This window comes from Syntrophomonas wolfei subsp. wolfei str. Goettingen G311, assembly GCF_000014725.1.
Lineage (GTDB): Bacteria > Bacillota > Syntrophomonadia > Syntrophomonadales > Syntrophomonadaceae > Syntrophomonas > Syntrophomonas wolfei.
This window is the reverse complement of the sequence record NC_008346.1, coordinates 2,579,720-2,592,869: the sequence shown is the minus strand read 5'-3', so window position 1 is coordinate 2,592,869 and position 13,150 is coordinate 2,579,720. Positions and strand designations below refer to the sequence as shown.

Annotated in this window: 15 protein-coding genes and 2 pseudogenes; 7 read left to right on the top strand and 10 right to left on the bottom strand. The window is 42.3% G+C overall.

The window, feature by feature from the left end:
* Nucleotides 1–355 precede the first annotated feature (355 nt).
* The 6 genes and pseudogenes from SWOL_RS11655 to SWOL_RS11635 form a co-directional block, all read right to left on the bottom strand.
* Nucleotides 356–1,273, bottom strand: a complete 918-nt coding sequence (locus SWOL_RS11655) for a tyrosine-type recombinase/integrase (RefSeq protein WP_011641627.1) — start codon at nucleotides 1,271–1,273, stop codon at nucleotides 356–358.
* A gap of 62 nt (nucleotides 1,274–1,335) precedes the next feature.
* A pseudogene (locus SWOL_RS14115) lies at nucleotides 1,336–1,506 on the bottom strand (ATP-binding protein); the annotation flags it as partial.
* Nucleotides 1,503–1,634: pseudogene (locus SWOL_RS15330) on the bottom strand (IS110 family transposase); the annotation flags it as partial. The pseudogenes SWOL_RS15330 and SWOL_RS14115, both read right to left, overlap by 4 nt.
* Nucleotides 1,635–1,738: 104 nt before the next feature.
* Nucleotides 1,739–2,239, bottom strand: a complete 501-nt coding sequence (locus tag SWOL_RS11645; RefSeq protein WP_011641625.1) for a hypothetical protein — start codon at nucleotides 2,237–2,239, stop codon at nucleotides 1,739–1,741.
* Nucleotides 2,236–2,577, bottom strand: coding sequence for a hypothetical protein (locus SWOL_RS11640; RefSeq protein ID WP_011641624.1), 342 nt, complete (start codon nucleotides 2,575–2,577; stop codon nucleotides 2,236–2,238). Before SWOL_RS11640 ends, SWOL_RS11645 begins: the two co-directional genes overlap by 4 nt.
* 12 nt (nucleotides 2,578–2,589) lie before the next feature.
* On the bottom strand, nucleotides 2,590–2,874 hold the full coding sequence (locus tag SWOL_RS11635; protein WP_041427577.1) for a hypothetical protein: 285 nt from the start codon (nucleotides 2,872–2,874) through the stop codon (nucleotides 2,590–2,592).
* Nucleotides 2,875–3,285: 411 nt separating this feature from the next.
* On the opposite strand from SWOL_RS11635, the gene SWOL_RS11630 reads away from it, so the two are divergent.
* Both SWOL_RS11630 and SWOL_RS11625 read left to right on the top strand, forming a co-directional pair.
* Entirely contained in the window at nucleotides 3,286–4,434 is a 1,149-nt protein-coding gene (locus SWOL_RS11630) for an XRE family transcriptional regulator (RefSeq protein ID WP_041427575.1), read from the top strand.
* A 25-nt stretch (nucleotides 4,435–4,459) separates the two neighbouring features.
* Complete coding sequence (locus tag SWOL_RS11625) at nucleotides 4,460–4,948, top strand: PIN domain-containing protein (RefSeq protein ID WP_242649336.1); 489 nt, start codon at nucleotides 4,460–4,462, stop codon at nucleotides 4,946–4,948.
* A gap of 1,396 nt (nucleotides 4,949–6,344) precedes the next feature.
* Here the strand turns inward: SWOL_RS11625 and SWOL_RS11620 are convergent.
* Nucleotides 6,345–6,482, bottom strand: a complete 138-nt coding sequence (locus SWOL_RS11620) for a hypothetical protein (protein ID WP_162010618.1) — start codon at nucleotides 6,480–6,482, stop codon at nucleotides 6,345–6,347.
* A gap of 318 nt (nucleotides 6,483–6,800) precedes the next feature.
* Nucleotides 6,801–7,142: a hypothetical protein gene (locus tag SWOL_RS11615; protein ID WP_011641621.1), complete on the bottom strand. Its 342-nt coding sequence runs from the start codon at nucleotides 7,140–7,142 to the stop codon at nucleotides 6,801–6,803.
* 240 nt (nucleotides 7,143–7,382) lie between these two features.
* On the opposite strand from SWOL_RS11615, the gene SWOL_RS11610 reads away from it, so the two are divergent.
* From SWOL_RS11610 to SWOL_RS11590, 5 genes are all read left to right on the top strand, one after another.
* A complete protein-coding gene (locus SWOL_RS11610; RefSeq protein ID WP_041427571.1) occupies nucleotides 7,383–8,147 on the top strand; it encodes an NRDE family protein in 765 nt (254 codons plus the stop codon).
* Between the two features lie 179 nt (nucleotides 8,148–8,326).
* Nucleotides 8,327–8,719, top strand: a complete 393-nt coding sequence (locus SWOL_RS11605) for a GntR family transcriptional regulator (RefSeq protein WP_011641619.1) — start codon at nucleotides 8,327–8,329, stop codon at nucleotides 8,717–8,719.
* A gap of 1 nt (nucleotide 8,720) precedes the next feature.
* The gene (locus SWOL_RS11600; RefSeq protein ID WP_011641618.1) at nucleotides 8,721–9,602 is read left to right on the top strand and encodes an ABC transporter ATP-binding protein; all 882 of its coding nucleotides are present in this window, start codon (nucleotides 8,721–8,723) and stop codon (nucleotides 9,600–9,602) included.
* Entirely contained in the window at nucleotides 9,599–10,390 is a 792-nt protein-coding gene (locus tag SWOL_RS11595; RefSeq protein ID WP_011641617.1) for an ABC transporter permease, read from the top strand. Before SWOL_RS11600 ends, SWOL_RS11595 begins: the two co-directional genes overlap by 4 nt.
* 25 nt (nucleotides 10,391–10,415) lie before the next feature.
* Nucleotides 10,416–10,733 carry a YbjQ family protein gene (locus tag SWOL_RS11590; protein ID WP_011641616.1) on the top strand — a complete coding sequence of 106 codons (318 nt, stop codon included), beginning with the start codon at nucleotides 10,416–10,418 and terminating at the stop codon, nucleotides 10,731–10,733.
* A gap of 215 nt (nucleotides 10,734–10,948) precedes the next feature.
* Here the strand turns inward: SWOL_RS11590 and SWOL_RS11585 are convergent, their stop codons facing one another.
* Entirely contained in the window at nucleotides 10,949–12,175 is a 1,227-nt protein-coding gene (locus SWOL_RS11585) for an MFS transporter (RefSeq protein WP_207635295.1), read from the bottom strand.
* 108 nt (nucleotides 12,176–12,283) lie between these two features.
* A complete protein-coding gene (locus tag SWOL_RS11580) occupies nucleotides 12,284–13,114 on the bottom strand; it encodes a hypothetical protein (RefSeq protein ID WP_011641614.1) in 831 nt (276 codons plus the stop codon).
* Nucleotides 13,115–13,150: the final 36 nt, after the last annotated feature.

Genomic DNA, 13,150 nt, shown 5'->3' with positions numbered 1-13,150 from the left:
CACGGAAGAAGAAACGACACATTTATGACACAAACATTAATAAAAAAGTTGATGAATGCTATCGACAAAAATGAATTCTGTACTATGTAATAATGCTGATATTTTGGGATGTGTATAGCATTTTTAATCGTACATTACAATCAATCATTTTTTACCCGCAGCTGATTCGTAATCAGCAGGTCGCCGGTTCAAATCCGGCCATCGGCTCCAGGATTATTGGGGGTTACAGTTATTCCAGGTTTCTGTGTCGAAGGCGATTTGCAGCAACCGTGCAGCAACCGAGGATTTAACAGCCCTTTAATAAATAGAAATACCCGCCGAGGTGTCGGCCCCGACGGGTATATATTGGTACTTCTTACTTGTGTCCTTCCTCTGCGGGAGGACTTTTTGTTATCAGCAGATCGTCCAGCTTCGCTGCTGCGGCCTGTTTGATCTCTGGCATAACATGACTGTATGTGTCTAGTGTCATGCTGATCTGGGAGTGCCCCATCAGTTCCTGTACTACTTTGGGGTGTTCATTCATTTCCAATAAGCGGGTAGCATAAGAGTGTCGCATAGAGTGCAATGTTGCTTTTGGTATGCCAGCTCGTTCCAGAAGCCTATTAAAAGTTCGAGTCAAGTTTCGAGGATCAATGGGTTGTCCCAGTTCGGTACAAAACACTAGGCCTAGATCATTATATGCAGCTCCAGCCTTCAGTTTCTCCTGATTCTGACGGGACTTATGACTCTTAAGAGCTGCAATTACCGATTGAGGTATTGGGATACTTCGTCTACTCTTGACTGTTTTCAGCGGTTGGAAGCGTAACTCAGTTTTTAAAGAACTGTCTTCAACCCGGATTCGGGTCAAAGATTGCTGGACGCGAATTACACCCTCGTTAAGATCGACATTCTCCCACTTCAATGCCAGGAGTTCCCCACAGCGCATACCAGTCCCTAGGTCAACCAGGAAAGCCGTTCCCAAGCGCTCGGTATTGAGAACCGCCTGAAGCCTTGTTTGTTCTTCCGTCAGTACACGCATCTCCTTCTTCTCGCGTCGTGGACGCTTAGTGGCCTCACTTACGTTTCGAACTACCAGACCTTCTTTAATAGCCTGTGATAAGGCCGAATGCAGCACGATGTGGATTAGTTCGACCGTCCTGGCTGATAATCCACCCCGACCGTCATGACGACCGTTCTCTATCTTATCGTTATACAGCTTCTGAAGGTGATGGGGATGCAGTTTCGCCAATTTTATATTACCGATCGCGGGTTTAATATGAACCCGTATCAGCATCTCATGGCCAGTTGTAACTGTCAAGTAAAAATGAACAAAAAATGATAAATAACTTTGGACACCTAGTTATTGCCAAAAATGGTTTGGCGATGTTTCAAACGATAGCTGTCGCCGCTTAAGTGGATGACCTCACTTTTGTGGATTAAGCGATCCAAAATAGCAGTTGTAATCGCCGGATCACCCAGAATATCTCCCCAGTCTTCCGGTCCCTTGTTTGATGTAATGACGACAGAAGCCTGGCTAGCTCCATCCCTCTGTAATCAAAGGCTCTTGCGTAGTGGGTCTCTTTGCCAATGTCAATTCCAACGACCAGAGTCTCAAATTTGATTTGCGAAATCTTTTGATTTTGTGTATTTTTCATATAGGGACGCCTCCTCAATCTTTTGTTTTGTGCCTTTCTGTGGGGATCAGCACAATTCAATTGTATTGATGGGCGTCTCTTTTTTCAAAGACCGTTCTTAAGCATTACAGGAATGCTCCTATCCAGTTAAAAGCAAGAGGCATTCCGACAATGGTATACCGAAAAATATTCTGGAATGATTCGCTCTGAGGGTACCAGACCCGAGCCATCAATTTATCATTACTTAATAGTAAAAATCCATGGGGCATATTTGGTTCGGCATTTCTGAAAGACCTTAAAAAATTTAAGTGATCAGTTTCATCGACCGTACTGAACCTGGGAATCCCTGTCTTATCATGTATGTGAGTATGGAGAATGCCTTCTTTGTTTTCATCTGCCCTTTTCATAGCTAATGCAATACCACGGTGGTCAATACGGGCCCCAACGGTCCGATCTTTTATATAGAACTCATCAGGAATAGGTTCATAACCGGTCACTACCAAGACAGACTTACCAGAAGGCTTGATAAATACATAGCCCATTCGTTCATAGGCGTATTTATGGGGACGAGACAAGTCATTCTTTATTCCTTGAAATAGGTACTGAGTCATTCTAAGTTGTATCAAGCGACTAACCCCCTTAAATGGTTTATAACCATATCCAGCATCGGCATATTTTCAATGTTTTGATAAGAGAATGCATACCACTTATGCCCTAATACAAAAACCTCGCCGTTCCAGTTGACCTGTTTAACTGTTTGAATACGGTCCTTGAAAAACAAACGAGAAGTATAACCGCTATGAGGCATCGGACAAAGTAATGCATCAGTTTTTTCCGGAGCACATCCCGGGGGCATATTAAGCCCCGGGATGTAAATAAAGCAATAGCCAGCCTCGTCGATCTCTCGAACATCGGAGTTTAAGTTTTCTCTTAAGATAGCAAGTTCCTCTGGTTGATAATGCATGTTACCCCCTCCTTAAGACGAACTGCCAGAAGGTGCAGCAGACTTGAACCGTTCCCCGCCTTTGATGGTAATGGTTTCAGTATCCTGCAAAGCAGTCTCATAATGCGGCATTAGATATAAGATGTCTGTGGAGGGGACATTTGCGGCTTGCTTTATTGTTGCTATAGTTTGATTTCCTTTGTGGATTAAAACAGGGTTGTCATTAACGTAAATAGTGGTTATAGCGTGGCCATGCTCATTACCATGGCCATGATCGTAAACCTCTGAGTGGTGGTTGTGATTGTGTTTTTCCATCATGATTTGTACCTTACCTTTCTAATAATATTGGGGATTTAGTTAAGAAACAGTAATTTTTTTCTTAACTAAGCACAAATCCGGAAGGAATTATGTAAAATATAGCGAAATACCTTATTAAGCTTGTCAAGGGAATAGTCATATGGCATAATTCCTACGGACATGGCGAGATAGCAGGGTCCCCGGACCTTTCTATCTACTTTCGCTAGCAATTGAAAACTTAGTAAGAAGGACATCCTGGCCGATGTTCTTCTTACTTTTCTGATCTTTCAAATGTCATTACCCCTTTCAAGCATTTAGTTACCCACTGCAATTATAAACCCAAAATTATTTTAAGACAAGTAGAGTTATCATACATACAAATAATGAATTTATGATATAATATAGTAAATAATAAAAAAAGAGATGGTGAATATGGATCAAAATAATATTGCTATGAATCTACGGCGACTTCGGGAAGCTAAGGGGTATACTCAAGAGGAGATGGCCAACATGGCTGGAATCTCTAGAGTAGCTTATCGGAATATTGAAAGCGGTAAATCAACCCCGAAAGTTTCGACTTTACAGAACATCGCATTAGGAGCCGGAATTAAGCTTCAAGATCTCTTCGTTTCTGTTCGAACTATGGAAAAGGTTAGATTCAGAGCCTTAAAGAAAATGCATAGTAGGGAAAGCATCTTGATTGAGGTAGCGCGGTGGCTAGATGATTTTAGTTATTTGGAAAAAGTATTAAATGACAGTAAGGAATATAAATTCCAGGCTCTCGCTAATCGTCTTGATTCACTCCCTGATGGAGAAGAACGGGCTAAATTTGCAGCTAAAGAAGCTAGAGTGACACTTAAATTAAAACCAAAAGAACCCATTCGGGATATTGCCGGTTTGCTAGAATCAGGTGGAATAAAAGTATATCCATATAAGCTGACCTCCGATAAGTTCTTTGGGCTATCCGTTGCAAAAGATGAGGGGGGACCGGCAATTATTGTTAATGTTTGGGACCGGATTTCGGTTGAAAGATGGATCTTTAGTGCTGCTCACGAATTAGGACATCTACTTCTGCATTTGGATTCTTATAACATTGATGAGAGTGTCGAGAATAAAGCTGAAGAGAAAGAAGCGGATATCTTTGCTTCGTATTTCCTAATGCCCGAAGAAGCCTTTTGGCGTGAATGGGAAGATACTTATGGGGTACCTTTGGTTAACAGGGTATTTAAGGTTAAGGGGATATTCCAGGTTAGTTACAAGACTGTGTTATATCGGCTTTCTGAAAAATATGGGAATGGTATTTGGGGAAGGTTTTATGCAGCCTATAAAGCTAAAACCGGGAAAAGCCTCGGGATTAAAGATGAACCAGAGGCCTTAACCCAAGATAAATTTCAACACTCGCCAGAAGCTCTGCGGTCAAGGGAACCTAATTCGCTCTTGTCGTCCCACTTTATTGAAGATCGCTTATCTAGGCTGGTACGGCAAGCAATCGAGAAAGACAAAATTACAATGAGTCGGGGAGCAGAGATTCTTAAAATCGATCTTGGTTCGATGAGAGAATTAGTTTCTTCATGGGTATAGGCAAATGCGGAAAAAGAAGAGATCTTTGTTAATACTTGATGCAAATGTTCTGATCGATTTTTGTGTAACTGACATATCGTTACTTAGTTTGATATGTAACTATGTAGGTCAGATTTATTTGCCTACGCCTATTTTTAATGAGGTTAGCGAGATTAACGAAGATTATTGTAATGAATCGGGTATAAAGCTTGTTGAACCAGAATTAGAGCAGGTCGCGTTGGCAGTGAAAGAAGAGCTGAGTTCTTTATCTTTTGAAGATAAACTATGTCTTATAATGGCCAAACAAAATGGTTGGACTTGTGTTACAAATGATAAACCTTTGAGACAGAAATGCGAGGCGGAAGGGGTACCATTAATTTGGGGGGTAGAGCTTATCTGCATCTTAGTAGAATCTGGAGGTCTACCTGCCCGGGAGGCAAGGGACGTAATAATTGAGATACAGAATTCTAATCCTAAATATATAACGGGTGCCATTGTTACAAGAGCTTTTAAAAGACTCGGTATAAAGTCATAAAGAATTACTTACAGGCGACAACAAGAACTACTGGTAGTTGGATCACGCCAAAAAGCATAGATATAAATCTCGAACAATTTCAGGCCAGACGCACAGGGGCAGGGATTAAATCCCTGCCCCTGTGCGTCATATCTTTCTGTAAACGTAAACATAAAAAATAGATCGCCTATTATTATGGCTTTTAGTATTATTTCCCGATCGGAATAGCCGCTCTATATGATGGATCAGTTTTTTGGTGCATTTAGTGTTGCCTTGTGGTATATAATAAGTTTCTTTCGTGTGGAATAAGTAGCCTTAAAATCATTGTTAGTCTCGTAGAACCTTTAGTGCAGGTTTTGTTATACTTGGTGCGGAAAATGTTATATTTAACAGGTAATAAATTTATAAAGCCCTATGTATAGCCATTGTTAAAGACGACTTAATATGTTCGGTTAAAGAATTAGATTAATATCCTAAAAATCAAACGTGCCTACAAAACCCTGTATACAGGGTTTTGTATCTTAATATAACATAACCTGCACGTTGTATAACAGTACCTTAATGCGGCTTTTGTTATACTTGGCAAAAACGCTATACATTAGGCTTTTAGAGAAATGGTTGAGTATAACAGAAGATGCACCTAATAGTTTATTAACAAAAGAAGTTATGCTCCAGCCTATAGCTGCAATATTAGGGGAGAACATGACTAAAGACTATTGATCGAGTTAGTGTTAGGTAAACAAACGTTAAGATTGTTCAAAGGGTATCATTTTGAATGAGACCCATTTGAAACGAGGATTTTCCGAGAAGAGGTTTGCAAACGAAGCTTTTAAGCTAAACACTGATTTTTTGGAGAAAAAAGTTGTTGTAATCCCAGCCAACAAGGCAAAGGAATATTCTGATTGGGAAAAACGGCAATCAGGCAATTCTAATAAGAAATAGGTCAGAAACAATATTGCCCATAGTTTTTGGTAGCAAAGGAAGAGACATTATTGGTAGTCTCATATTAAATAACCATTTAAGATACTAATTGAATTGAAGAAATAAATATTACAATAATGGCCAAACTGTGTAAGTTTTAATTATACAGACTACTGGAAAACATATAGAATTTAATGTTTTAATTAAGAGGGGTTGGGCATCGAAAAATAATTAAATTTGCCTTATTACTACCTGGACCCCCCAGGAAATATATATAGTTTTTTCGCCCCTTATGGTCATTGAAAACGTTGATATTCTATGACCTGTTAGGTACTTAGCTGAATAATAGCATAGTCGCCAGTAAGAGTTACTGTTGTTTCTTAATGAGTTGCGTATTAAAATGGCTATCTTTAGGAACAACGACATCTCATTCTCCGAAGCCGGTTCTCATGGTTTTCTCGCTATAGCTATTGTGGCAGTCATATTTGGAGTAATCTTACTTCTCGCCTAATTCAGCTTTTAAACCGTTTTCCAGAACTGTACTTACCATTTTCATAAATAGGTCTTGTGCGCCGCAAAAGTTATTGGTTCCAGCATCCTGCAACATTCCCAGTTGATCACACGTATCAAGCAATATAGGAATCCAAAGTAATATAGAGGGATGGTTTTTGTGCAGCAACGCGTGCAGCAACCGGGATGAAATCATCCGATACGTAATGATACCAAGTAAGAAAAACAAAGCCCCCAAACCGCATGGAACGGGGGCTTCTGATATTTAAGAATACTAAACAATACCACCAATTGGTAATTCGTAATCAGCAGGTCGCGGTTCGAATCCGCCCACTGGCGCCAGGTTAAAAATACCAACCCTCATTACACGAGGGTTTTTGCTTTTTTGCATACTACTTTATCATATTGGCATTGTCAAATTATTAATCTAGACACCCCAGCACTAGAATCTAACCAGGTCTTTATGCAATATTATATTCCCTTCCAGATTCTCATTGCCGGAGCGTCCGCCTACCCAGATCAGAATCCGGGGGCTATCCGTTAGAATTTGAACTTCAAATGCATTAAACATGGGGATAAATTCCGTTTGGATTTTGGAATTAGCGGTAATCGTAAAGGTTTCATCAAATACCTCTTTTTTAGGTTTTGGATCAAGATTAAAGATTCTAACTCTCGCTTTGTGCTTCTTTGCTCCGTTATTTAATACCAGAATTCGAATGTTATTTATAAACTCGCTGATACTGATTGGGCCAGTGGTATACCTGTATTTGGCTAAATTCGCCATTTTATCATCCCCCTGTATATTTACAATATTAGGGTATTCAAAAAGAAACATTTTTGTGTTGCCGTTGTGACCGCTTATATGCCTCCGAGTGCTTGTTAACCAAAGGCCATAATTTCTGACAACAGGGATTATTAGTGTTATCATCGAAATATACTCGCCAAGGGCATTACATGGCTGGAGGGAGTAAATAAAACAGTGGCGGATTTCTCCTGCCGACGGGTGGGTAAATCGGGAGGAATTATGTGTATAATATTGTTTGCTTATGATTGTCATCCCCGTTACAGGTTAGTGGTAGCAGCCAACCGGGATGAGTTTTACCAGCGTCCCACGGCAGCGGCCGCTTTTTGGCCGGATCATCCCGATATTCTGGCAGGAAGAGACCTGAAGGAAGGTGGTACCTGGATGGGGATAACCACCAATGGATGTTTTGCTGCTTTGACCAATTACCGGGATCCTTCCAGTTTTAGACCGGAGGCCAGGTCAAGGGGGCACCTGGTTAAAGATTATTTGAACAGTAATCTGGCGCCAAAGACTTATACAGCCGACCTGCCTAACGGAGGCAGTGCTTATAACGGCTTCAATCTATTAATGGGAACCAATGATTCAATGTATTACTACTCCAACCGGGAAAAAATTATTCGCCAAATTCCAGCTGGTATTCATGGCTTAAGCAATGCTTTGCTCAATACACCCTGGCCTAAAGTAAGCAAGGGAATAAAGGCAATGGCCCAACTTATACAGCATGATGATATTGAAGCCGAGCAGCTGTTTGCCATGATGAGCAATCAGGAATTGCCGGATGAGCAGGACTTACCCCAAACCGGTGTTAGCCTGGAAATGGAAAGAATGCTGGCCCCCATATTTGTCACGAGTCCTGATTATGGTACTTGTTTAACTACGGTAATATTAGTAGAGCGCAATCATAATTTCCAATTCTGGGAGCGTAGTTATATAAATGGACAGCCCGATAGCTGGGACGAAGTTTACTACCGCTATCCCTTTTAAAGTGGCGATATATAACCCCAGTTCGCTCACCTCTTCCCCCATTTTTGTTTATACTCGCTTTCTTCATACTTTTGCAGATATTCATAATATAAAGCTATTAATGATTATGCAATTGACAATGCTGCACCATCTGTATTAACATTATTAATACAGATGGTGCAGCACAGGGGGTGACTTGCTTGATATGGGTAAAAGTAGATTTTCACTCGGGTGAACCTGTTTATCAACAGATAGCTCAGAGTATGAAGGGGGATATTATTAGTGGCAAATTGAGCAGGGATGAGCTTATCCCTTCCATCAGGGAATTGGCCCGTGATTTAAAAATTAACCCCAATACAGTAGCCCGAGCTTACCGAGAGCTGGAAAACGAAGGATATATTTATTCCCGCCCGGGGGTAGGCTACTTTATTAAAGATTCTGATAAAAAAACCATGGAAGAAAAGGCATTAGAAATACTCGCTAAGGAAATGGCCGTAATTGTAAACATCGCCCGGAATTACCAAGTATCCCGCCAGAAATTTACCGAACTCGTAATGCAAAGCATTAATAGAGCATATGGAGGTGATGAATAGCATGTACACGATGAAAATAAAAGAACTTTGCAAAAGCTATAAAAACAGCAGCTTTACTCTGCAAATTACTGATTTATCCCTTGAAGCTGGGAGTATTTTCGGGCTTTTAGGTCCTAATGGAGCAGGGAAAACCAGCCTTTTGAAACTGCTTATGGATATAGTCCGTCCGGATATGGGTTATATTGAGATATTAGGCCACAGGCCTTTTGAAAGAGAAAAGCTGCAGGCTAAAATATCATATATGCCAGAAAATAAAAACCTTTACCATAATATGACGGTCAAGAAAATGCTGGACTATGCCAGTGGTATAATTCCGGGCTGGGATAATGATAAGGCATTGGAGTTAAAGAATATTTTCCCCCTGGAAGGCAAAAAAAGAATATCCACGCTTTCCTATGGAGAGAAAACCCAGCTTTATGCTATTTTAACCTTTGCCCGTTCAGCCGATTTATTTATCCTGGACGAACCTACCCGGGGCTTGGACCCAATCATGCAGGAACAAATGCTGCAGCTGATAAAAGAAAAGAGCGGGCAGGGCAAGACTATTATTTTCTCATCTCACCAGTTGGGAGAAATAGAAGAAAGCGTTGATTCTCTTGCTATGTTGCGTAAGGGACATATGGTGCTTAATGGCAACCTGGATGACCTGAAAAGCGAACTTTTTCTTTTAAAACTGGAAAAAAGCAAAATTTCTGCTATACCTCCATCGACCCTTGATATTATTGCCACTCACCATCAGCATAAGCAATCTCTTATTCTCTGTCAGGGCGGGATGGAGGCCAGGCAAAAATTGCAGGCTGATTTTGCTTTCCTAAATCCTGAAAATGTAAATATTAAAGATATTTTCTTGATACTGATGGAAAATGGAGGTGAAGAGGAATGAGTCTCTTGATTAAAGAATTGTGGGATTTACGCTGGCGGGGAACAATATTATTATTTCTTACCTTATTGACAGGTTATTTTGTACTGTCCAATTATGAGTGGTTTAAGACCGTAGCCGATATAGCGCAAATCGAGCAGGGCTTGAAACAGGCCCCGTTTCTGAATCAACTTTTCGATATGGAAACACTGAATCAACAGCTTTTAGAACTCTTTAATAATATTGACTTTTATATATGGTCACAATGGTTCGGGAAAAACCTTTATCAGTTGATTCTTCTGGCCATTATAATCTTGACTTTTCCTCTTTTTGCCCGGGAAACAGAACAGAATACCAACTATTTTCTCCTGTCCAATCGGACCCGTAAACAGATATTCCTGAGTAAAATCCTGGCCAGCTTTTTCAGTATATTTCTGATAATCGCTGCCGGCAGTATTTTGCCGGTTATTATAGCCTTATTTAATGAATTTAATTTTAGTCTGGAACAAGCTCTGATGTACGGCCTGCAATTAAGTATTAGCTCTTTATTTCTGTATTCTGTGGTAGTTTTTTTCTCTATTATATTCAATGATGTTATTAAGCCGGTTATAGCATCGGTAATTGTATTTGTGGCATTAGGCTTAATGGGAAAGATATCTGGAATGCTTTATTTAAACATCTACCGCTATATGACCGGTGTAGATATATTTTTTACTTCTTCAATACAAACAACTGCCATGATAGTTATTTTAATTTTGGCTCTATTTATTCTGATGGGCTCCTGGTATATATTTAAAAATAAAGATTTTTGATTATCAATTAAAGGAGATGAATATTATGCTTATGGCTACTACCGACCATCTTTCGGAATATAAAATAAGCAAAACTCTGGGCCTGGTTCGCGGAAGTTCCATCCGGGCAAAACATCTGGGAAGGGATATTGGAGCCGGTCTAAAATCCCTGGTAGGTGGAGAGTTAAGGGGCTACAGTGAATTACTGGTGGAATCCCGGGAAGAGGCTCTAAATCGTATGATAGAGGCAGCTGAAAAACTAAATGCCGATGCTATTGTAGGAATTCGTTTTAGTAGTTCCCAGATAATGAGTGGGGCCGCAGAAATGCTGGTCTACGGCACCGCCGTAAAAATCGAAAAGTAAAGCTGATTAGCGAAACTCTCATACTCTATAGCCGGTAATGCTGATAACGGGTCAGCAAAACCCAGAATCGGTGGAGCGCAATCATAATTTCTAATTCTGGGAGCGTAGTTATATAAATGGACAACCCGATAGCTGGGATGAAGTTAACTATATGGGGACCAGCCACAAGAACCGTCCCCGTGGCTGCCGTGGCTGACCCCTGTTTCCCTGGCGGGTTAATGAGCAGAGGCATCCTGGCGGTACAGCAAAACACAGCATACTGCTCCCAGTGTGGCCATGGTTACCAAAAATAGCAGTCCACCAGTATAACTGCCGCTCACCTGGATTAACCAACCCAGAATAAAAGGTGAAATAGCTGATAATAGATTTCCTACCCCGCTGACTATGCCGGAACCAGTTACCAGCAGATGAGAAGGTAATGATGTTTGCATAATGGCCCATACGGTAGGATAGACAAATTCGTTAATACCTATTGCCAGGGTCATAAACACCACTGCTCCAAGGGGTGAAGGCACCAGGGCAATGCCCAGGGTAGTCAAGGCTACACCACATAAGGCTGCTATCCCGATAACACTTCGGGGTTGCACCCGGTCTGCCAGTCGACCTCCGATAAGTATGCCGGCTGCTGCCACTCCATAGGCCAGAGATATATAACCGGCCATACCGCTGATATCAAAATTTCGAGCCTGCACCAGATATTGTGGCATCCAGGTCATCAGTCCCCACCAGCTGCACAAAAAGGCGGTATAAATCACGGCCATCAACCAAAAAGAGGTATTTTTCAACAGCTCCCGTATCCCCTGGGTATCTACTGCCGATTCATCCCCTGGGGTATCTCTTGGGGTATCGCTATCCTGGTTATGGGAAACTATATACTGAGCTTCCTGGGTGGATATATAAGGATTATCGCCTGGTTGGTCAGATATCCAGCTAAACCCCAGCGGTATAAGCGCCAGCAAACCTAACAGCCCGGGAATAAAAAAACTGTATTCCCAACCAACCCCCCAATTTATCCAGGAATAGAGCGGCAGGGCCACAATAAGCGCCAGGCAGCCGCCTACCCCAACAACAGCATTGGCCGTACCTCGTTCCTGTGGGGGAGTCCAGTTTTTAACCAGCAGACTTATATTAGGGTGATAGATGCCATGGGCCAGTCCTAGTATAACCCGTACCAGGATAAGGGCAGCAAAAGAAGCCACCCAGCCTCCGGCCAGCATAGACAGAGCACCGACAATAACCCCCAGAAGCAAGGAACGTCGTGGTCCCAAGCGGTTGCTGACGGGGACCGATAGCATATTGGATAAGGAATAAACCAGCAGAAAAACCGTCATCAACATTCCCTGCCGCGCTGCTTGTCCAACCAGGCCCATTTCCTCCAGGAAACGTTGGTCTACCAGCAAGACTCCGATGTTAGTACGCTGTAGATAAACCAAAACCCACATTACGGCCAAAATAATTATCACTGTATGGCGATATCTGCCTTGACTATTGCTATAATTCAACAAAATACCAACTTTCCGTAACGAATGCAGATGATTATTTCATATCGTTTAATCTATTGGGGGAATTTCCTTAAAGACGCAGTTGCCACTGGCCTGACAATCCTTGCAGGACTGTCTGGGCACGGACAGGGGTTTTTCTTTTAGCAGGGTGCGGGCCAGGGCCAGAGCATCTTTTACTGCTTCATCAGGGCCATCAATTGCAAGCATCACTGATCCCTCTGAACCGCTTACTCCACCGGCAGCAACAATCGTAGCTTCCACAGCGAATAAAGTCTTCAGGGCATCTATTTCGGTATATATCTGGGCAAAGCCTGCGGGCAGGAGCGCCAAACCGCAGCGCTGCCCCAGGCTGTAATCCAGCCGGTTAATGCCCATCAACCGGGCAGCCGCTGTACAGGAAGGGATCAACTTCTCATGGCCAACCGGTACCAGGAGCTTACAGCCACGGGCTGCCAGGACCCCGAAGGAGCCCCCTACCGTACCTCCCCTGGGGTTAGCCAACAGCACCCCGGCATTACCATCGGCATCAAAGGCATTGGCTCCCTTGACGAAGACATCATCCCGGTTAAAGTCCATTATGAACTCTTCCCAGGAGATATCCTTTATGATGCGCCCGTTTTCCAGGCAGATGCTGGTAAAACGGGTATCAGCAGCAGTAACGCAGGGTACTCCGCCGCTTACGATACCAGCCGCAAACCGGGGTTTCTCATCAGCAGATAGCAAACCCAGTTCCTCAGCGATATATGAGTTGGTAGTGCCCACGCCGATAATCATCCGGCCATGGGTCATGGCCTGCTGAAATACTGCTTCATTTATGAGTCCACGGGCAATCAGACGCTTGGCCCCTGCCGGGGACAAGGAGAAAGTCGCAATCATCATAACACCGTCCTGTTTGTGAATATTTCCTTGACTATA